Source organism: Clostridium pacaense, assembly GCF_020709765.2.
GTDB classification, from domain to species: Bacteria; Bacillota; Clostridia; order Lachnospirales; family Lachnospiraceae; genus Enterocloster; species Enterocloster hominis.
The window spans coordinates 23,765-43,692 of record NZ_JAJFEB020000011.1 but is presented as its reverse complement, the minus strand read 5'-3'; the positions used below and the strand labels follow the sequence as shown (position 1 = coordinate 43,692).

18 protein-coding genes are annotated in these 19,928 nt (G+C 48.1%); 13 read left to right on the top strand and 5 right to left on the bottom strand.

The window, feature by feature from the left end; genetic code table 11:
- Positions 1-18: 18 nt before the first annotated feature.
- The 5 genes from LK536_RS47310 to LK536_RS47290 are packed head-to-tail and all read right to left on the bottom strand — an operon-like array spanning position 19 to position 3,735.
- Complete coding sequence (locus LK536_RS47310) at positions 19-189, bottom strand: hypothetical protein (protein WP_002569167.1); 171 nt, start codon at positions 187-189, stop codon at positions 19-21.
- Positions 176-1,984 carry a VirD4-like conjugal transfer protein, CD1115 family gene (locus LK536_RS47305; RefSeq protein ID WP_007037036.1) on the bottom strand — a complete coding sequence of 603 codons (1,809 nt, stop codon included), beginning with the start codon at positions 1,982-1,984 and terminating at the stop codon, positions 176-178. The genes LK536_RS47310 and LK536_RS47305 overlap by 14 nt, the downstream gene beginning before the upstream one ends.
- Complete coding sequence (locus LK536_RS47300) at positions 1,981-2,457, bottom strand: PcfB family protein (protein WP_007037035.1); 477 nt, start codon at positions 2,455-2,457, stop codon at positions 1,981-1,983. The genes LK536_RS47305 and LK536_RS47300 overlap by 4 nt, the downstream gene beginning before the upstream one ends.
- Before the next feature lie 41 nt (positions 2,458-2,498).
- On the bottom strand, positions 2,499-2,720 hold the full coding sequence (locus tag LK536_RS47295) for a DUF5348 domain-containing protein (RefSeq protein WP_002569164.1): 222 nt from the start codon (positions 2,718-2,720) through the stop codon (positions 2,499-2,501).
- Between the two features lie 31 nt (positions 2,721-2,751).
- Positions 2,752-3,735 carry a DUF6017 domain-containing protein gene (locus tag LK536_RS47290; RefSeq protein WP_007037034.1) on the bottom strand — a complete coding sequence of 328 codons (984 nt, stop codon included), beginning with the start codon at positions 3,733-3,735 and terminating at the stop codon, positions 2,752-2,754.
- A gap of 234 nt (positions 3,736-3,969) precedes the next feature.
- Here LK536_RS47290 and LK536_RS47285 point away from each other — a divergent pair, with 234 nt between their 5' ends.
- The 13 genes from LK536_RS47285 to LK536_RS47225 all read left to right on the top strand — a co-directional run bounded on the left by LK536_RS47285 (position 3,970) and on the right by LK536_RS47225 (position 19,902).
- A complete protein-coding gene (locus tag LK536_RS47285) occupies positions 3,970-5,703 on the top strand; it encodes a recombinase family protein (protein WP_439739613.1) in 1,734 nt (577 codons plus the stop codon).
- A 1-nt stretch (position 5,704) separates the two neighbouring features.
- Positions 5,705-6,880 carry a flavodoxin gene (locus LK536_RS47280; protein WP_227796338.1) on the top strand — a complete coding sequence of 392 codons (1,176 nt, stop codon included), beginning with the start codon at positions 5,705-5,707 and terminating at the stop codon, positions 6,878-6,880.
- A gap of 24 nt (positions 6,881-6,904) precedes the next feature.
- Positions 6,905-7,438: a flavodoxin family protein gene (locus LK536_RS47275; protein ID WP_227796337.1), complete on the top strand. Its 534-nt coding sequence runs from the start codon at positions 6,905-6,907 to the stop codon at positions 7,436-7,438.
- A 121-nt stretch (positions 7,439-7,559) separates the two neighbouring features.
- A complete protein-coding gene (locus tag LK536_RS47270; protein WP_227796336.1) occupies positions 7,560-8,393 on the top strand; it encodes a flavodoxin in 834 nt (277 codons plus the stop codon).
- Between the two features lie 13 nt (positions 8,394-8,406).
- The gene (locus LK536_RS47265; RefSeq protein ID WP_227796335.1) at positions 8,407-8,880 is read left to right on the top strand and encodes a flavodoxin; all 474 of its coding nucleotides are present in this window, start codon (positions 8,407-8,409) and stop codon (positions 8,878-8,880) included.
- Between the two features lie 284 nt (positions 8,881-9,164).
- Complete coding sequence (locus LK536_RS47260) at positions 9,165-10,136, top strand: alpha/beta hydrolase (protein ID WP_334295285.1); 972 nt, start codon at positions 9,165-9,167, stop codon at positions 10,134-10,136.
- Positions 10,137-10,362: 226 nt separating this feature from the next.
- A complete protein-coding gene (locus LK536_RS47255) occupies positions 10,363-10,554 on the top strand; it encodes a transposase (RefSeq protein WP_227796334.1) in 192 nt (63 codons plus the stop codon).
- Between the two features lie 275 nt (positions 10,555-10,829).
- Positions 10,830-12,206, top strand: a complete 1,377-nt coding sequence (locus LK536_RS47250; protein ID WP_227796333.1) for a sensor histidine kinase — start codon at positions 10,830-10,832, stop codon at positions 12,204-12,206.
- 77 nt (positions 12,207-12,283) lie between these two features.
- Complete coding sequence (locus LK536_RS47245) at positions 12,284-14,818, top strand: glycoside hydrolase (protein ID WP_227796332.1); 2,535 nt, start codon at positions 12,284-12,286, stop codon at positions 14,816-14,818.
- A gap of 443 nt (positions 14,819-15,261) precedes the next feature.
- Positions 15,262-16,377: a PDDEXK family nuclease gene (locus tag LK536_RS47240; protein WP_227796331.1), complete on the top strand. Its 1,116-nt coding sequence runs from the start codon at positions 15,262-15,264 to the stop codon at positions 16,375-16,377.
- A 183-nt stretch (positions 16,378-16,560) separates the two neighbouring features.
- Positions 16,561-16,797, top strand: coding sequence for a helix-turn-helix domain-containing protein (locus LK536_RS47235; protein ID WP_165443040.1), 237 nt, complete (start codon positions 16,561-16,563; stop codon positions 16,795-16,797).
- A 64-nt stretch (positions 16,798-16,861) separates the two neighbouring features.
- Positions 16,862-18,295, top strand: coding sequence for an ABC transporter substrate-binding protein (locus LK536_RS47230; protein ID WP_227796330.1), 1,434 nt, complete (start codon positions 16,862-16,864; stop codon positions 18,293-18,295).
- A complete protein-coding gene (locus LK536_RS47225) occupies positions 18,292-19,902 on the top strand; it encodes a cache domain-containing sensor histidine kinase (protein WP_227796329.1) in 1,611 nt (536 codons plus the stop codon). The genes LK536_RS47230 and LK536_RS47225 overlap by 4 nt, the downstream gene beginning before the upstream one ends.
- Positions 19,903-19,928: the final 26 nt, after the last annotated feature.

The window sequence follows — 19,928 nt, the reverse complement described above, 5'->3', positions numbered from 1 at the left end:
CGGCGGTCTGCCATGCTGTCACTGTTGCGGGATAAGCCCCCGGCGCGTGACATACTCCGTTGCAAAACGGCGGTGTTCCGCTTCCTTTTCCCGCCAATACTCCCATAATGCAGCGTCGGCGGCTTCCGCAACATTCATTAAAAACCGTTCAAGCTGCTTTTGTTTTTCCTCTGCGCTACGTTTCCTCATGGTCTGCGTCCTCCTGTAAGTCTGCCGCGTCAAGCTCGTAATAGTCAAAAACCTCGTCGGGCTTGACAATGGCGGGGCGGCGTTTAAGGTGCTTTTCCATGTCAAAGGCGTTCTTCGGGTCTGCGTCGGACAGGTACTTGTATTTCGGGTGCTTCGTTATGTCGAATTTGTCCGAAAAGAACGGGCGCACCCCGCGTAGCTGCAAGATACATTTCCCTCCGTCCATGACTGCAATTTCATCTTCCGTCATAAGCTGCTTTCCCAATTTCTGATAGTTCAGCCCATGCGAAAGCTCCCGCCCCCTTGTTTCGGACGTGTTAAAGCTGTCTATCGTTTCTTTTCCTAAAATTTCCGATATTTCTTTAAGGGTGGTTTTCTCCTTGCCGCCCAAGAAAAGCGTGGTGTCGCAGTTGCCGACTATGGTATCGGCGTTGTCTTTGTAAATGGCTTTTAGCTGTGACTGGCTCTGCAAGATGATTGACGCGGATATTTCCCGGCTCCGTATCGTTGCAATGAGCTTTTCAAACTTTGGTATCTGCCCGATATTCGCAAATTCATCAAGTAAGCACCTAACATGGACGGGAAGCCGCCCGCCGTATTCATCATCTGCCTTGTCACAAAGCAAGTTGAATAGCTGTGTGTAAAGGATTGAAACGACAAAGTTAAAAGTGTCGTCGGTGTCGCTGATGATGACGAAAAGGGCGGTCTTTCTGTCGCCTATGGTGTCAAGCTCCATTTCGTCGGTTTCCATAAGCTCCCGCAGCTCCTTAATGTCGAATGGGGCTAACCTCGCGCCGCATGAGATAAGTATGCTTTTTGCGGTCTTGCCCGCCGCAAGTTTGTATTTTTTGTACTGCTTGACTGCAAAATGTTCCGGGTCTTTTTCTTCCAGACGTTCAAACATGAGGTCAACCGGGTTCTGGAAATCCTCGTCGTCCTCGCGGGCTTCCGACGCATTTATCATCTCAAGCAGCGTCGTGAAGTTCTTCTCGTCCTCCGGGGCTTCATACCAGATGTAGCCGATTAGCGCGGTGTAGTAGAGCTTTTCCGCTTTCACCCAGAAATCCTCGCCGGATTTTTCCCCGTCGCCTTTGGTGTTGGCGATAATGGTATTGACTAACTTCAAAATGTCCTTTTCGCTCCGCAGATAGGCAAAGGGATTGTATTTCATGGATTTTTTGAAGTTAATCGTATTTAGCACTTTGATACGGTATTTGTACCGCTGTAACATTTTCCCGGTTTCCAAAATCAGTGTTCCTTTCGGGTCAGTGACGATATACGACGTTGGAAAATCCTTTGACGTACATTGCATGAGCGACGGTTTCACAAAGAACCGGGTCTTGCCGCTGCCGGAACCGCCGATTACAAGGATATTTTTGTTTCTTGCGTATTTCGGCTGCTTCGGGCGGCTGTTCATGGTGAGCCGTTCCGTCTGCGTTAAGGGGATATTGTTCTCAAATACCGGGTCGGTGTACGGCTTTATGTCGTCAGCCCCGCCCCAACGCGCCGAACCGTATTCTGTCCCGCGGCGGTATTTCTTCGCGTTCTTGCCTTTGGTGTAGATAATCAGCCGGACAATGACCGCCCCCGCAATGCCTAAAGCTAAGTCTGCCGGGTGGAAGCTCGGCGCGATACTGGAAAAGGCGGCGGTAAAACCGTCCCCAAGATGTAGCAGCTTTGCGCTTGCGTCCGCGCCGGGGGAGAGCCGGACAGCCGCGCCCACTTTATCAAAGAGCCAGACAAAGAGCAGATACGGGAGATTTAGGATAAGCAGCTTCTTGATTTCCGGCTTCATAGCGATACCTCCCTGTCCTTGTTCTTGACCTTTGCCCGTTCCGCGTTTCTGCCCTGTGCAGCTTCTTTGAGGGTAGAGAGCAGCTTTCGGATTGAGGGCTTTTTCTCCTGTGTCAGCTTTTTTGCGGAAAATTCCTTAAAGGCTGCGGTCAGTACGTCCGCGTCCCGCCCCTTGAAGAAAACCAGATAGCGGGGCGGGCTTTCCGTCGCGTCCTTTTTCAGCGCAAAGTCGATACCGTACTTTTTCGCCGTACTCTCAAAGGCTTTGATATTGCCCTCGGTAATCTCAATGTTGGAAACGCCCGCGTTCTGCTTCATAAGCTGCTTTAAGCTCTGCTTGCCCTGTGGCGGTTTTGCAAGCTGCTTTTTGCCCTTTGACAGTATGGCTTTCATTGCCTTTTGGAGCGTCTGCGCGGTCAGCTTCCCGGTCTTGATGTAAAGGGCTATGGTCTTTTCGTTTACTTCGTCCTGCAATTTGTCGCGTCCTCCTTTCGCGTTTCTTTATGGGGCGGCGGTCAGATACGCACCCGCAGCCCGTTCAAGTCCTCGGCTCTGATACCCACAAGATACCAGTTGTCGCCGTACTCAATCCGGGTCGGCTTCCACTTGCCCCGCACGAATACGTCAAAGCACTCGCCGCAATGCAAGCCCCCGTAGTAGCTGTTTAAGTCAAAGCGGATGTCGTAACGGTCGGTGCGCTCGTCAAATACCAATGCTCCTGTCATTTTCTGTGCCATAATAAAATCCTCCTTTTGTGGTTGTGGGTGGTTACAGGCTTTCGCCCTCATTGCATGAATAATAGTCCGGGTCGCCGTACTGCGGCTTTTTCGGTGACAGTGCGCCGCTTGCCATGTCATGGGCGACAAGGGAAGTGTAGTAGTTGCCGATTGTGGACGGGGCGTTGAAAAGGGCGGCTTTCAGATATTGCTTGATGTTGCGGATTTTGGTTGTGTTCTCCCGCATACAGTCAAGCACAAAGCGGATATGCTCGCCGTCTAGTTTCATAAACTTTGACTTCACAAGCTCTGCCGGGTAGTCGTCCCCCGCAATCCGTACCCGCTTTCTGGCGGTGCATACGGTTTCAAGCATGAGGTCTACAATCTCGTCCAGCCTGTCACTGTCAAACTTCATGTCCTGTTTGAGAATGTGGTAGTCGATATTGTCCTTGATGATTTCCCGGTATATATCAACTGCGCTCTGTGCTGCCGCTTCCGTTCCTTTCCGTTCCGGCGGCGCAGCCGCTTCTCTGCAAGGAGAGGGGTTAGGGGAAAGGATAGGAATGGAATGGGTACTTGATAAATCTGTATTTGATTTTTCTTTTTTTGGTAAGTCAGTTCTTTGTATATCTTTATTTAATTGCGTTGGATTTTCCAACGTAGGTTTTTCCAATGTTGGTTTTTCCTGCATTGGATTATCCAATGTTGGATTTTCCAATGTAGGTAAATCCGGCGTAGGCGGCTGCGGCTGCTCGAATATCACATAGTCCGCGCCCCGCAAGCGTCCTTTCTCGTCGCGCTCCCTTGAACGGACGATATACCCGGCGCGTTCAAGTTCCTTAATGGCTTCGCGGATAGCGTCTATCTTCTCCCGGTTGATAAGGGATAAGCCTTTCAAGGTGTAGTCCCAATCTTCGGGGAGTGACAGCATTTGCGACAACAGCCCCTTTGCCTTTAGGGAAAGCTCCTTGTTGCGTAGGTGGTGGTTGCTCATTACGGTATAGCCCTTGTTTCGTTCCACTCTGAAAACTGCCATAGTTCATAGCTCCTTTGCTTTGGATTTGTTACGCAGTAGAAGCGCGGTTTCGGGGGATAAGGTATAAATCCCTTTCCGCGCCAGATACGCGCCCGGAAAACCGCTTGTAGCAAGGCTTTTTCTGCCCCTACTGCGTAACAAAGGGCATGAAAAAAGCGGCGTTCCTGTTCTCCCATGTAGAGAGTAAGAAACGCCGCTTCTGCGTCGTATTCAGTTTTTAGTACAATACCCTGCTTGTCCGTCGCTCGAAAAACCTTGATTTTCCAGTGTTTTCAAAAGTATCGTTATCTAACGTCAGCTTTCCAAAGACCAAGTTTCCAGAATATGATAAAAGACATTGAAAGCGGTCTGATAAACTGCGTGATTACGAAAGATTTATCCCGTCTGGGGAGAAACTATCTTGATTGTGGGTTATATCTGGAAGTTTTCTTCCCAGAGCATAACGTGAGGTATATAGCGGTCAATGACGGCGTAGATACCTTGAATAAATCTGCTATGGACATCACGCCTTTCCGCAACATTTTAAACGAAATGTATGCCGCTGACATATCTGTTAAGATAAAATCGGCATATCGGGCGAGGTTTCAACAGGGGAAATTCATGGGAACTACCGCCCCTTATGGCTATATCAAAGACCCTGCCGACCACAACCATCTGCTGATAGATGATAAAGTGGCACATGTTGTAAAAGAGATATTCGACCTTGCATTAAAAGGGAATGGAGTTGCCAAAATTTGCAGACATCTTAATAAACAGCATATCCTACGCCCTGCCGCTTATGCGGCGGAGCGTGGCGAAACAGGCTTTGAACGTCATTTTGAGGGGAACGAGGACAAACGCTATATTTGGAGTGGGAACAGCGTGAGGAGCATTTTAAGAAGCCCGATATATGCGGGAAATCTTGTAGGCTACAAACGGATTGCCGCCAATATGAAAAGCAAGAAACGCCCCTCTAAGCTGCCCGAAGAATGGGAAGTGATACCCAATACCCATGAGGGAATAGTCACGCAGGAGGAATTTGATATTGTCCAACAGCTTATTACAAGTCGTAGGCTTCCACAGAACAAGGGAGGATTTGTAAATATTTTTGCAGGCGTTATCAAGTGTGTGGACTGCGGATGTGCTCTGCGGGCAATGAACGTACACAGGAGGAAACGCCCAGAGATTATCGACTGTGTACAGTATTCATGTAATAATTATGCAAGAAACGGAAGAAGCGAGTGTAGTGCCCACAATATAGAAGCAAGGGATTTATTCAATGCCGTTCTTGCCGACATCAACTGTTTTGCGGATATGGCAGTGAATGATGAAAAGGCGGTCAGGGCCATAGAAAAGCGGCTCACGGAAACAGACCAGAGCAGGGCGAAAGCATTAGAGAAAGAACGTAAGAAGCTGAACAAACGCCTTGCGGAACTGGACAGGCTGTTTTCCTCTCTCTACGAGGATAAGGTCATGGAGCGTATTACCGAGCGGAATTTTGAGATGATGTCGGGGAAATACCAGAAAGAGCAGCTTGAAATTGAAGCAAGGCTGAAAGAGGTGACGGAAACTCTTAATGAAAGCTACGAGAAATCACGGGGAATCCGTGACTTCCTCGCCCTTATCCGAAATTATCAAGGCTTAAAAGAACTGGATGCAACAGTTATAAACGCACTCATAGACAAGATACTTGTTTCGGAGCGTGAGAAGATGGCAGACGGAACAGTGAAGCAGGAAATCAAGATTTACTATAAATTCATCGGCTTTGTCGATGAATTACATATCATACCTACAAAACGGTGGGCAGCAATGCCCGCTAAAAATTGTACGGTGTGCGGCGTTGAATATGTCCCGGGCTCTGGTGCATCAAGGTATTGTCCTGCTTGTGCCAAGAAGATACGGAGGGAGAAATCAAACGAGAGCAAACGCAGGAGCAGAGAACAGAAAAGGATAGCATGTATGAACTGTCCGCAAAAAATGACCGACTGAAGTGGCACAGGAGGACTATGAAGCGCTGACTGGAAATAATCCCAGCAGTTTTGAAGGTTCTAAACTGCCGGTAGATAGCATTTCATGGGTGGATGCCATTACTTACTGCAACCTGATGAGCGAACAGGCGGGATTGATCCCGGCATATCAGATAGATGGAAATGAGATTTTCTGGAACCGTAGTGCTGACGGTTACCGCCTCCCAACAGAAGCAGAGTGGGAGTATGCCTGCCGCGCGGGGACAACAACACCCTTTCATACAGAGGACTCCATCAGTTCAGAGGAATGCAACTATTGGGGGAACTACCCATATATGATTGAGGATAACTATTTTAACCAGAGCAACTTAGAAACACGCCCCGGAACGTCCAGGTATGAAACCGTTCCGGTGGACAGCTTTGAACCAAATAGCTATGGGCTCTATAATATGCATGGCAATGTTGGGGAATGGGTCTGGGATTTATATGGAGCGTATGGCAGCAGCCAGCAGACAAATCCTGCAGGAGCAGATACAGGAAACCTCCATATCAGCAGAGGAGGAGGCTGGAATGACTTTGCAAAGAATGTGCGTTCCGCTTATCGTGCAACCGCCCAGGGAGGACGCGGCGCTTATAATGTGGGCGTTCGTCTTGTGAGAGGAGCGGTGCCGGAGGGAGGTGTTCTTGTAAGCGGCCGGTCAATGCAAAAAGAGACGAATGCTGGAAGGGTTTTAATCGCTTATTTTAGCTGGGGAGGAAATACCAGAGGGATTGCAAAAGAAATTGCGGTACAGACAGGAGCGGATCTCTTTGAAATTACCTGTGTGGAATCCTATTCCAGGGATTACAATACAGTGCTGGAAGAAGCGCAGAGGGATCAAAATGCTCAGGCACGGCCAAAGCTGGCGGATCAGGTGGAAAACATGGAGCAGTATGATACCATTCTGCTTGGATATCCCAACTGGTGGGCATCCATTCCAATGCCGGTCGCTTCGTTCCTGGAAGAATATGACTTTAAAGGGAAGACAATCATCCCATTTTGCAGCCATGGCGGCGGCAGATTTGGGCAGAGTCTGACTGTGATTGCAAAGCTGACACCGGACGCAGTGATTGGCGAGGGACTGGCGGTTAGCTATTCAGGCGGCTCGTCCCTGTCATCGGATGTGAGTACATGGCTTGAAGATAATAAGGTGAAATGAACAATGGAAGGAGGTAAAGGGAACATGAAGATTGTAGTTTTACAGGGAAGTCCCAATAAAAGCGGTTCTACCAGTATTTTGACAGAGCGCTTTACAAAGGGCGCAACGGAGGCCGGACACGTTGTTGAGAGGATTGATCTAAGGGATAAGAAGGTAAAGGCCTGCACAGGCTGTGTCGCTTGTGGGTACAACGGCCCATGCGTTCAGAAGGATGATAACGGGCAGATTAAGGAGGCAATCCTGAGTGCCGATATGATTGTTTTGGCCACGCCTTTATATTACTTCGGAATGTCGGCGCAGTTAAAAACGGTGGTAGACCGATTCTGTGCTTACAACAGCAGTATTAACAGGAAGAACATGAAATCTGCTTTGCTTACGGTTGCGTGGAATGCGGATGACTGGACATTTGATGCATTGGAGGCCCACTACCGCACACTTGTCAAGTATCTCAATTTCCAGGACGCCGGAATGGTATTGGGAAAAGGCTGTGGAAGTCCTTCCATGACAAACAGTACCGGCTACCCAAAGATGGCATACGAGCTGGGGAGAAATTGCTGAAACGGAGCTTGGACAGGGAAGAAAAGCTGTTAAATGAGGACGGTAAGATTGACTATACGAGATTTAAACCGATATTGTCTGAGATGCCGGCCTATTCCTATTTGAGAGGAGAAAGAAAATAATGAAAAGAGGATGGCTGCTATTGCTTACGCTTCTCATAAGCATGACAATGTCTGTGACTGCGTTTGCAGGTGCTTGGAAAACTGGAGAGGGAGCAAATCAAAACCGATGGTGGTACGACAATGAAGATGGTACTTATGTACAGAATGGCTGGCAGTGGCTGGATGGAAATCAGGACGGAATTGCGGAATGTTATTATTTTGACGGTAATGGATGGATGCTTTCCAATACCATGACTCCGGATGGATACCGTGTTAATGAGAATGGTGCCTGGATTTCGGCAAGCGGTGTGGAAACCAGGGCTGTGCAAAATACGCCTGCCAGTTCAGAAACTACTGCAAAAGGAGAAAATGTGTTAATTGTCTATTTCACAAGGACAGGAACAACAGAGCAGGCGGCACAACAGATCCAACAGTTGACGGGTGGGAGGCTTGTGGAATTAGAGGCAGAAGCCCCATATAGCGGTTCTTACGAAACAACCCTTGACCGTGCAGAACGGGAACTTCATTCTAATGCAAGACCGGCGCTGATTACCCGGATAGAGCAGATGGAAACTTATGATACGATATTTGTGGGATATCCCATCTGGCATGGAGATGCGCCTATGGTGATCGATACATTTCTGGAGTCTTATGATTTTACAGGTAAGACAATTGTACCGTTTTGCACCAGTGGTGGAAGCGGGATTGGTACAAGTATGCAGACAATACGTGGCTTGTGTCCTGATTCCACAGTACTTCAGGGAAGGCGGATTGGAAATACCAGTGAGATTCAGACATGGCTTAATCAGACTGGATTGAATGTAATTCGTTATTGGGAAAAGAAAATGGAATAAGGGAGGATTTTTAATGAGTAAGATTTTAGTAGCCTATTTCTCTGCCAGCGGCGTTACTGCCAAAGCGGCGGCTAATCTCGCCAAAGCTGAAATGGCGGATTTGTACGAAATCAAACCTGCCGTTCCCTACACTTCGGCAGACTTAAACTGGAACGATAAGAAATCCCGCAGTTCGGTGGAAATGAGTGATAAATCCCACCGTCCGGAGTTGGCTGATCACGCGGCCCCTATTTCGGAGTATGATACGATTCTTTTGGGTTTTCCTATCTGGTGGTATACTGCGCCAACCATCATTCAGACCTTTCTGGAGAGTTACGATTTTGCTGGCAAGACGATCATCCTTTTCGCCACATCAGGCGGAAGTGGACTGGGGAGAACAGCATCGGAGCTGTCACACAGTTGCCCTGGCGCTGTCATTAAAAACGGAAAGCTGTTGAATGGCCGCGAGTCTGAGACATCGTTGCGTCAGTGGATGGAGGGTATGTAAACGGAATTTTGGCGAATGCCGATGATTCAATAAAAACTAAAAAACAGTTGGAGGAAGAAATGAAAAAATTATTGAGGAGAACCTTAGCAGTTACAGGCTGTGTAGCCATGATGGCATCCATGGCGGCATGCGGTGCGAAGCCTGGGACACAGACGGAATCAGCACAGACGGAAGCGGCGGTACAGGCAGAAACAACGGCACAAACAGAAACATCTGCACAGGCAGAAAAGGAAGGAGATGCGATGACAATGAATTATGGGAACATGAAGGATGTTAGCATAAAAATGGAGCCAATCGAACTCACGGATGAATGGGATAAGGTTTTTCCGCTCAGTGATGAAGTAAACCATAGAAAGGTAACATTTGTTAATCATTTCGGTATTACTCTGGCTGCGGATCTTTACGAACCGAAAGAATATACGGGAAAGCTTCCGGCCATTGCGGTCTGTGGTCCTTTTGGCGCAGTGAAGGAGCAGAGTTCCGGGCTTTATGCACAGGAACTGGCAAAAAGAGGATTTCTGGCTATCTCATTTGACCCTTCTTTTACAGGAGAGAGTGCTGGATATCCAAGGGATTTCAATTCTCCGGATATTAATGTTGAAGATTACCAGGCGGCTGTTGATTTTCTTTCCACACAGGAAAATGTTGATTCTGAAAAAATTGGAATTATCGGTATCTGCGGCTGGGGTGGCATGGCAGTGCAGACTGCAGCACTTGATACAAGAATAAAAGCAACGGCAGCAATGACGATGTATGATATGAGCAGAAATACGGCGCTGGGATATTTTGATTCTGTGGATGAAGAAGGAAGATACGAGGCCCGTGCAGCTTACAATCATCAAAGAACAGAGGACTATAAAAACGGTTTTTACACAATGGGAGGAGGACTTCCCGAAGAGGCTCCGGAAGAAGCGCCTCAATATGTGAAAGATTATGTTGCATATTACAAGACCGGGCGCGGTTATCATCCCCGTTCCGTCAATGCAAATAATGGCTGGGCGGCAACTGCCAGCGGTTCTCTGATGAATATGCGGCTGTTTGAATATGCTCCGGAAATCCGCAGTGCTGTTCTGCTTGTACACGGGGAAGAAGCACATTCTCTCATGTATAGCCAGGAAGCATATAAGCTGTTACAGGGAGATAATAAGGAGCTGATGATTATCCCCGGCGCTTCCCATACAGATTTATACGATCGGATGGACATCATCCCATTTGATAAATTGGAAACATTCTTTCATGACGCATTTGCACAGTAGTTACGGATTATACTGGAAGCGGTTAATTCAAAAGCAGTAATGCCAGATTCCAGGTAGAACGGTGAGCATATCAATAAAAATCCTCCTATGCTAAAATGAGAATGGTGTCGCAAGCCAAACTCAAGCACAGGAGGAGGTTCAAATGGACAATGGAAGCTTATCACATACTCGTTGGAAATGCCTTGTAAGTAATGAAAGGTGTGAAGCGGTGGAACAATGCGGGTAAGTGGAAATCATAGCAGGAGCAGTGTGTATAAATCATGTACATTTAAGCGTAGCAATCGCGCCGAAGATAAGTATTTCGAATTTTATGGGAAATCTGAAAGGAAAAAGTACACTCATGTTATATGACAGACACCCCGAATTGCAAAGTAAGTGGAAAAAGTATTTTGGGCACGAGGGAATTAAATGGAAATAGTTGGTGATATTACCGATGAAGCAGTATCGAAGTATACAAAAGCGCAGGCAGAAGAGTCACGAAAAGAAGATTCGAGAGGTACGGCTTTATAGCGGACCAGTAACGGTGCTTGCGACACGCCCTTTGGGGAGAGCAGTAAGATAGCCCTTTTGGGGCTAATGGCAAACCACCAGTTGAACGGGTGGTTGCTGACTTAGATAACGGAACTTACAGACAACCACACGAACCAGTATATGGCCACTTATCCGGCCAGACACAAACAGAAAACCAGACCTATGAATAAATTATGGAAAAAGTTCATCTATGGAACGGCGTTGATTATGGCATTCACCCTAATCCTTTCCCTTGCAGTGAACTCAAAGATTGTAGGGAAATACTACCTGCGCAGTCAAAAACATTATATCCAGGACATTGGAAGTCAGCTGATTACCCTTTTGGAAAGCGGTACAACGCCGGAAACTGCTGTCAGGATCCTGGAAGAACAGGAAAAGGTCCTGATTGTATATTCAGGCAACACATCGGACAGTGAAGCCCTCAGCAATGAACTGCGCGAACAGTTCCGGCAAAAGGGATTAGGCTTCCAGAAGTTCTGGCTTTGGGAACAGGATTACCAGGATGCGGTGGAACACGGCATGAAGCTGCGCCTTTATCAGCAGGAAAAATTGAAGTATGGGATTTTGGCTGAGTATATATTTACAGATAAAGGCATGTTCGCCATTGCCGCGGTGGTTCCCAATACCGAGGAAACCGTTGGCATCTTGAATCAGTTCCTGATTATCCTTCTGTCCATTTCATCCGTGGTTGCAGTAGTCCTCATGTATATCCTGGTGAGGCACATCACCAACCCATTAAAGGAGATGGAGGAGTTTTCACGCAGGATTACCGGGCAGGATTATGGCAGCAGGCTGGTAATCCGTACCAATGATGAACTGGAGACAGTGGCCGGCAGTATGAACCGGATGAGCCAAAGTATTAAAGAATATCAGGACATGCTGCTTGGGAAGAACCGGCAGATGGAGGCGCTGCTGGACAATGTGGCCCATGACCTGAAGACGCCCATCTCGCTGATTGGCACCTATGCGTCAGGGATACAGGATGGGCTGGATGACGGGACATTTTTAGACACCATTATCCGCCAGAATGCAAAAATGGCCCGGCTCACAGAACAGTTATTGGGGTTGTCACGGATTGGGCAGAAGGAATATCCGGAAGAGACCATTGCCCTTGACCGCCTGTTACAGGAACAGGTTAAGGAACAGAGGATATCTGCTGTTCAGATAAAGCTGGAGCTTTCCGCATCAATAGAACCAAATCAGCATATCAGGGGAAATGCAGAACTTGTTTCAACTATTTTCTCTAACCTACTGTCCAATGCAATTAAATATGCGGCAGAGTCCGGGCCTGGTATTGAAATATGTCTGTATGGAAATGACGCTGGCTGTCATTTTACCATATCCAACCAGATGCAGGCAGGGAATCTGGATTTAGACAGAATATGGGAACCATTCTATGTCGGGGAGTCCTCCCGCAATCAAAATCTGTCCGGTACCGGATTGGGACTGCCTATTGTTAAAAAGATTGCAGAACAATGCGGTTATGGGATAAATTGTGCCGCAGAAGACGGGAGAATAAAATTTACGGTTATTTTTTAAAACCTGATTTTGTCAAATGAATGTAACATCCCCTTATTATACTGGGTCTGAAGTATAAAAATGATAAGGAGATTGACATGACAAAACCAGGTTTTTTATTCCGGGGGGCATGCATGCTTTTTGCGGTATGCCTGACCGGGTGCGGGATTCATAATCCCATTGCAGACAGTAAGGGGGCGGATGCGGCGAAGGTGCCCGCCGTCCTTCGGGAACAGGAAGAAGCTTCTGATTTTGGGGAAGCCATGGGCATGGCATTTGAGTATGAGGTGGATTCGGAAACATTTGCGATTGAACTGTTTACAGCGGATGGTTCAGTGCGGGCAGCTTTACCGCTTCAGGAGAGGGTGGTGGAAGATTACCGGAAAAGGGACGAGGAGGTCTCATGGCGGTATCAGGAAGATGGGATTGCTGTCTCCGTTACCCCTGAAGACGATTACCTCAGTGTTACGATTACCTCGGAGACAGACCGTGACAACGCCTTTACATGGCCGGAAATATCTGCGGACAGCTATTATTTCCCATTTGGTGAGGGAAAGCGGGTACCGGCAGATGATTCGGTCTGGAAGGATTATCTGGCGGGGCAGATAGGCCAGTCCAATCCGGCAGACCAGTCCAATATGGCAGGACAATCCAATCCTCCTGCCAAGGAATTTGCCGTCCTTGAACAGTTTTCCATGCCTTTTTGGATATCATCCGCTGGAGATTACGCGGTCCTGTTCATCATGGAAGACCCATTCCACACGAAAATAGGTTTCAGACAAAATCCGGATTTGACCTTTTCACTGAATAATGGGTTTCCGGCTATTGATACGGACAGGACAAAGCGGTTCCGCATCTATCTTACGGATAATGACCCTGTCTCTGCGGCGAAGCTCTACCGTAAGTATGTGAAGGAAACGGACCGGTTTGTCACATTGGAACAAAAGGCAGAATCTAATCCGATGATAAGGAAGCTTTACGGCGCACCATTCATATATCTTTGGGGCGAGCGGCTCATTTCCCCCGAGGACGTGAACTGGCCGGCCTTCCGTACCGCAATAGGGTCGCCGTTCATGAATTACCTTATATCATTTTCATCCCAGGTGGAGAATGGAAATGAAATCAAAGCGGCCCTGGATGAAATCCAATCCCAGGATTATGTTGCGGACTACCAGAAACATCTGGTATGCAGTTATCTCAGCGGAGTATTGAAACTGCCGGAATTCTATTGGCAGCTGTCTTCACTGCCTTATGAATCGTCCTACACACCGTCCACCGCCCTGTCTGATGCCCCGTCCACTGTACCCTCCGATGCACCGTCCGCCCTCCGGCATGCATTTACCACATCCTCCCCTGAATTGGCATCGCTTCTGGCCCCGGGATATGAAAACCTGAACGAATCCAATCAAATCCAGGTTAACAAATATATCCTGTCCGCAAACCTTCCGGATGTATTCGGCAAACCTTCCGGTTGGATGGACCAGGATACGGTGGGACTGATACGGCAGATGAAGGATTCCGGCATCAGCCAGGCGTGGATTGGGCTTAACAGCTGGGAACAGGCATATGCGAAACCGGAACTTGTGGAGGAGGCGGTAAACCAGGGCTACCTGATTGGCAGCTATGATTCCTATCACTCCATACATGAACCTGGCAGTGAGCAGTGGATAACGGCCGCATTTGAGGATACATCCCTGTATGACCGGGCAGCGGTGGAGGATAGGAACGGAGAGAAGATAAAGGGATTTAAGGGTGTGGGGCGCAAGCTGAATCCGGTCCTGTCACTTCCTGCTGTCGTGGAACGGATGCTGGATATCATGGGAAATGGACTTCCGTTTAATTCCTGGTTTATTGACTGTGATGCTACCGGGGAGATTTATGATGATTATACACCGGACCATATCACCACGCAGCAACAGGACCTGGAGGCACGGCTGGAACGGATGGCATATATCCGTGATACCTATGGTATGGTCATCGGCTCTGAGGGCGGCCATGATTTTGCGGCTTCTACCATTGCATTTGCACATGGGATTGAGATGCAGAGCTTTTCGTGGATGGATGACGATATGAAGGAAAACAGGGACAGTGAATATTTTATAGGGAAATACTATAATCCGGACGGTGGGGTGGCGGAGCATTTCTCCAGACGGATTCCCGTAAAAAGCAGATATCAGACACTGTTCACAGACCCCAGGTTTGATGTGCCTCTATTTAAACTGGTCTATAATGACTCCGTGATTACCAGCTATCATTGGGACTGGTCAACCTTCAAAATCAAAGACCAGACCGGAACACGCATGCTGCGGGAAGTCCTTTATAATGTTCCGCCCCTTTATCATCTGGACACCGTCCAGTGGGAGAAATATAAGGACGATATAGTAAGACATAATGCGGTATGGTCCGAATTCAGCCGGAATGCTGTCACACGGGAAATGACCGGTTTTCAATATCTGAAGGAAGACGGTTCCGTGCAGATGACGGAGTATGGGGATAAGATACAGGCAGCGGCTAATTTTAATGATGGACCTTTTATATACGGAAATCAGGAGATTCCGGGAAAGTCGGTTTTAATCAGGATGGATGGGAAGGAAACGGTTTATACACCAAAAACAGCGCAGGATAATTCGTGAAGATAATGTTGGGTAACCCATAAAGCCAGCGTTGGATGATTCATGAAGACAGGATGGAATTCGTCCTATTCCCATGAATTTAAGGATGATATAAGATTATCCTTTTCTTTCCAGTGTTTTTGCGGTAAAGTAGATAAAAAAGCACCCCATTGCATATGGTAAGATTTTGGATTGCATTTCATTTTAAGATATGTGTTAAGGATGGATTACTTTGCCAAGACCGGAACGGACGGTACAGAAAGATAATCCATATCCGCCTGAATGTATTTACGGTTCTGACACAGGTATGTGTGCAGGGGACGATTGACGGTTGCTTTCCGTTCCCTGCATGTCCCGTTTTATACATTTCAATATAATGCAAAGTGAGGTGTGCATGGGGCGGGAAGGAATCGGGAAACACATCTGGGCAAAGGGAGACAGGGATAGGTAAAGGAGGTGGCTTTATGGCTGGATATATAATGACACTTAGTGATGTTGACTCTCTTACATATTGCGTAAAGACAGGAACATACAGCACCAATCTCAGTACACCAAAGGGAAATTGGATGACGCATCACGAAGGGACATTTGCTGATTATCTTAGCATGAAACCCGGTGACAGCATTTATTTTTTTATTAAGAGGAAAATATACGGTATTGGGAAACTGATTGAAATTAATTCAGAGTGCAGGTTTTTAAATTACGTTGGTGCGGACCGGCCGGTTGATTATTCAAAGAAAAATTATGGGGAACTGGAACCGCTATTGGACGAAGGAACTGCCAATAACCGCTGTTTGTGTGTGTTTGAGCCAGCGCCTCTGTTCTTTTTAAACGGAGTGGATATGGATGATGCTTTAAACAGCAATCCGGACAGGTTCCGCATGCTGCGGGCAATGTGGAAGGTTTCATTTATTAAAGTGGATGATGATGAGAATCAGGCATTGATGGATATTATTTTAAAAAGAAATGAAGAAAACCTGCTTCGTAATGAAAATGCATATCCATATTCTGATACATTACATAATCAGATCAGGGATAAAAATACAGAACAGTACAGGCTGACAGCGGATAACATACTTCTTTCATGTGCAAAAGGAAATAAGATTAATCATGAGATGGCGATTGAAGCCGCACTGTGTGAATTGCTGTCAGAAGATAACAGCACACCAATTGGAAAGTGGGATTATATTTCCCATCAGGTGGTTGCCTCACCGTTTAAGGCGATTGATTATATGGATAAAATGGACATATTCGGGTACAGGTATATTCCGGGCTACAGGACGAAATCCAGGTATCTTGTAGTGGAGATAAAAAAGGACGAGGCAACGGATGATGTCATTGGACAGATAATGAAATATGTGGATTGGATTCAGGGAGAATATGCGTACGGTGACTATTCCATGATTGAGGCATATGTAGTGGCGTCAGGTTTTTCAGATTCCGTCAGACGGAAAAAAGACCGGGAATGTGTAAGATACTATACAAAAGGCTGCCGGCCTGCCATATCATGTATCTGGTCATCCGTGAAATTGATTCAATATGAATTCATTGACAATAAACTCAGGTTGAGGGAGGTATGAAGTGCGGATAACATCAGATATTGCCTGCTGACGGCTGCCATTAATTTCACATAAGAACAATGAAAACGGGAATCCCTATACTGCAAAGGATAACCATCAGGGACCGGTTACAAGATGATTTTCACTGACAGGCATCAGGAACTCTCCTATGCCAAGAAAGCGGTAGTCTATGGGGGTAAAAGATTGAATACTGAAGCCGCTGGAACGGATCTGAGCTGGAGCCAATCACACGGAAGACGGTATTTCAACAGCTTTTATAGGAAGAATACAGGGGAGAATCCCAGGAACTATCTGACCGATATAAGGATGAAGGGAGCCGTAAAGCTGCTTGGTAACACGGATGATAAGGCAAATGAGGCGGCTAAGGCTGTGGGGTATAAGAATGTACGCCGGATTAATGAGGATTTTAAAGGGAAGTAATAGCAGAACCCAAGTAAATACAGGAAACCCAGCGGGAGAAGCAGGGCACAAAGGCAGAGGACGGATGGGAAATGCAGCACGCTGGAGGAACCCCAGTGCCAAAACTCAGGGTGCCGGAGGACTACGGCTTTCCGAACCATGCTCCGATGCCATACAATTTACCTCCGGGTGTTTCAACGCCATTCAATCTGGTGCCGTCCGTTTCCTCCTCACGTCCGTCTCCATTCTATCAGCCATCATGCTTCCGGTAATCACGCTGTCCGCCTGCTCCGCCCGGATGACGCTATCCGGTGAAGGCGGTGCGGTCCATAAACCGTATACCGGACTGGCTGTCAGCTCAGATGGGATTTCCAATCCGGTCAAACTCCGCCTGGTATACTCCGCCAGCGACCTTAAATGGAAAAGAGTGGTTGAGGACACGGCAGAGGCGTTCAGGAGGGAAAATGAGGATATAGAGGTGGAGCTTTACAGTATGCCGGAAAATAAATACCGCTCCCACCTTGAGTCCCTGAAAATACTGGCGGCCCAAAAGGAATTCTTTGATATTGTGGAAATACAGGAAACCTCCACCCTGGCTGCCGCAGGGCTTCTGGCGCCGGTTCCGGAGGGAGTTTCTGCCCTGGTGGAAAATCCGGGAATATATGAAGGGGTGTGTTATGGTGTACCCCGGTATGCCACGACGCTGGGAATCATTTACAATAAAGATATATTTGTTGGACTGGGGCTGTCTGAACCTGACACATATGAGGATTTCCTCCAAATCTGCCAACAGGTAAAGGATGCAGGCCGCAACCCCCTGGCCCTGGGGGCGGCCGATGTGCGGCATATGGAATACTGGGCAGATTACCTGTTCAGGAATTATATGGTTACAGAGGACGGAGAAGTGCAGTGGACTGCCAAACGCACCCGGCAGATGCTTGCCGATTACCGGAATCTTGGGGCACAGGATTATATAAACCCGGAATACCGCAATGCTTCCGACAGCAGGACAGTCCAGGAACTGTCATCGGGGAAGGCCGCCATGGTGTACGCAGGTCCCTGGATGCTGTCACGGATAGAGGACCTGAATCCGCAGATACATCTGGGATTTTTCTTCCTGCCCGGCAAAGACGGGATTACCTATGCGGTACAGGACCGCAATGTGGAATGGGGAATATCCACGGCCACGGCCCGGGATAAGGAGAAGATGGAGGCGGCGGAACGTTTCCTGAAATTTTATTATTCAGAAGGATTCTATGAAAATATACTGGCCGCCATGGATGGGGACCCGGTGACCGTGCGCCCTGTCAGCCGATTACATACGCAAAACCAGGCAATCATGGAGTCGGCCTATTCCACTAACCCGGTACGCACTGGGATAATGATGGAAAATGCCGAGGTCCCCGATGGATTTGCCGCCTGCTTTGCCCAACGGCTGGTGGATACCCTTTGGGGTGAGGAGAGTACGTCCTATCTGGCGGATGACCTGACCCGTATATGGGAGAGGGAGGCGCCATGATACAGACAAGGAGAAATATTTTTTACCGCCTGACCCTGGCCTTCATCTTTGGCGGGCTGGTGCCGCTGCTGATTGCTGGTGTCATGCTGTTTTACAGGTTTAAGGGAGATATGGAACAGGTCATACTGGATGACATGGGCCGGACGGTCGGCTGCGCGGTCCGTGGTGCGCGGGAAATGGTGGACGGGAGCAGCAGTCTCACCAAGCACATGTACGACATTTACACAGAGGATGGCAGACTCCTTTACCAGCTGCTTAAGGATAAATCCATGGCAGACCAGGAGAAACGCATCCAGATGGCCTTGTTCCTTGGGGAAATGCTGGAGGAGGATAGCAGGATTCGCACCGCCTCATTTGTGGATAGGGAAGGCAGGATATATTATGCCACCAGGAACATGCAGAAGGCGCTGGATGAAACTGCTTTCCGGCAATGGATATCGCAGGAAGGGTACAGCGGTGAGGCTTTTTCAGCGCTTCCCACCCATGCGGACAGTTATTTCCCGGATTCCGGGAACCAGGTCTTAACCTTCCGCAGAAGTTACCAGGACCTGACATCCTTTAAGACCATTGGAATCAGTTTGGGAAACCTCTATCTGGACGTGGACATTGGAAAGCTGTCTTCGGCGCTTGGGTATATGGGGGTGGGGGAAAATGGAACATTTTCCATCATTGACAAAAATGGAATCTGCATTTACAGCATGGATGGTTCTGAGATAGGAAAGCCGCTGGAACGTATGGTTCCTTACCTGTCTTCCATGACGGAAACAAGGGGATATCTGACTGATGCAAGGCGGCATGTGGTTTATGAACGGATGGACGGCTGTGGCTGGATTGTGGCGGCCCAGGTGGGGAGGGACGCTGTCATGAGCAGCCTTAACAGCACCGTACAGTGTATCGTGGCGTTTTTAAGCGGTACTTTCCTGGTGCTGCTTTGCCTGTATTCCTACTCTGTGAAACACATATGGAGGACAGTGGGGCTGCTGGAACATGAGGAAAATGAAAACGCCGTAATAGTGGAAAGCCTGTCACGGCAGGTGGAATACCTGAGCAGCGGCGGCAGCATGGTTCCGCTGAAAAAGGAAATCGGGAACATACGGGATTATTTCTATACCATGGGGATTCAGTATGAAAACAGGATTCAGCTGGAAGTCAGTGCGGATGAGGATGTAATGGACGCATCCATCATCAGGATGAGCCTGCAGCCTGTTGTGGAAAATGCGGTCAGGCACGGTTTATTACCCAAGAAGGGAGACGGCACCGTGAGTATTGAGGCCCGCCGCAAGGACCGCATCCTGGAGGTCACTGTCATGGATGACGGCGTGGGGATGACAGAGGAAACACTTACGGCCCTTAATGCCGGCCCGGACCAGGATGGGACGGATGTACAGACCGGTGATAAGGGGCTGGATACTGGAATCAGGAATGTCCATGACAGGATACGCAGGACCTTCGGACCAGGATATGGGCTGAAAATCATGAGTAATGAGGGGAAGGGGACGGTTGTGGTATTCTGTCTGCCGTTCATACCGGACAAGGCGGAGCCGGAGGAAGAGGGGAACGCGCAGCAGGGGTCAGATGGGACTTCTTCTGACAGGATATGTGAATAAGGGATAATGGCATTGTTAAGGTTGTA

Excerpts from the sequence above, each read along its gene's own strand:
- LK536_RS47310 (WP_002569167.1), bottom strand. The coding sequence starts at position 189 with ATGAGGAAACGTAGCGCAGAGGAAAAACAAAAGCAGCTTGAACGGTTT.
- LK536_RS47305 (WP_007037036.1), bottom strand. The coding sequence starts at position 1,984 with ATGAAGCCGGAAATCAAGAAGCTGCTTATCCTAAATCTCCCGTATCTG.
- LK536_RS47295 (WP_002569164.1), bottom strand. The coding sequence starts at position 2,720 with ATGGCACAGAAAATGACAGGAGCATTGGTATTTGACGAGCGCACCGAC.
- LK536_RS47290 (WP_007037034.1), bottom strand. The coding sequence starts at position 3,735 with ATGGCAGTTTTCAGAGTGGAACGAAACAAGGGCTATACCGTAATGAGC.
- LK536_RS47275 (WP_227796337.1), top strand. The coding sequence starts at position 6,905 with ATGAAGATTGTAGTTTTACAGGGAAGTCCCAATAAAAGCGGTTCTACC.
- LK536_RS47270 (WP_227796336.1), top strand. The coding sequence starts at position 7,560 with ATGAAAAGAGGATGGCTGCTATTGCTTACGCTTCTCATAAGCATGACA.
- LK536_RS47265 (WP_227796335.1), top strand. The coding sequence starts at position 8,407 with ATGAGTAAGATTTTAGTAGCCTATTTCTCTGCCAGCGGCGTTACTGCC.
- LK536_RS47260 (WP_334295285.1), top strand. The coding sequence starts at position 9,165 with ATGGAGCCAATCGAACTCACGGATGAATGGGATAAGGTTTTTCCGCTC.
- LK536_RS47250 (WP_227796333.1), top strand. The coding sequence starts at position 10,830 with ATGAATAAATTATGGAAAAAGTTCATCTATGGAACGGCGTTGATTATG.
- LK536_RS47245 (WP_227796332.1), top strand. The coding sequence starts at position 12,284 with ATGACAAAACCAGGTTTTTTATTCCGGGGGGCATGCATGCTTTTTGCG.
- LK536_RS47240 (WP_227796331.1), top strand. The coding sequence starts at position 15,262 with ATGGCTGGATATATAATGACACTTAGTGATGTTGACTCTCTTACATAT.
- LK536_RS47230 (WP_227796330.1), top strand. The coding sequence starts at position 16,862 with ATGGGAAATGCAGCACGCTGGAGGAACCCCAGTGCCAAAACTCAGGGT.
- LK536_RS47225 (WP_227796329.1), top strand. The coding sequence starts at position 18,292 with ATGATACAGACAAGGAGAAATATTTTTTACCGCCTGACCCTGGCCTTC.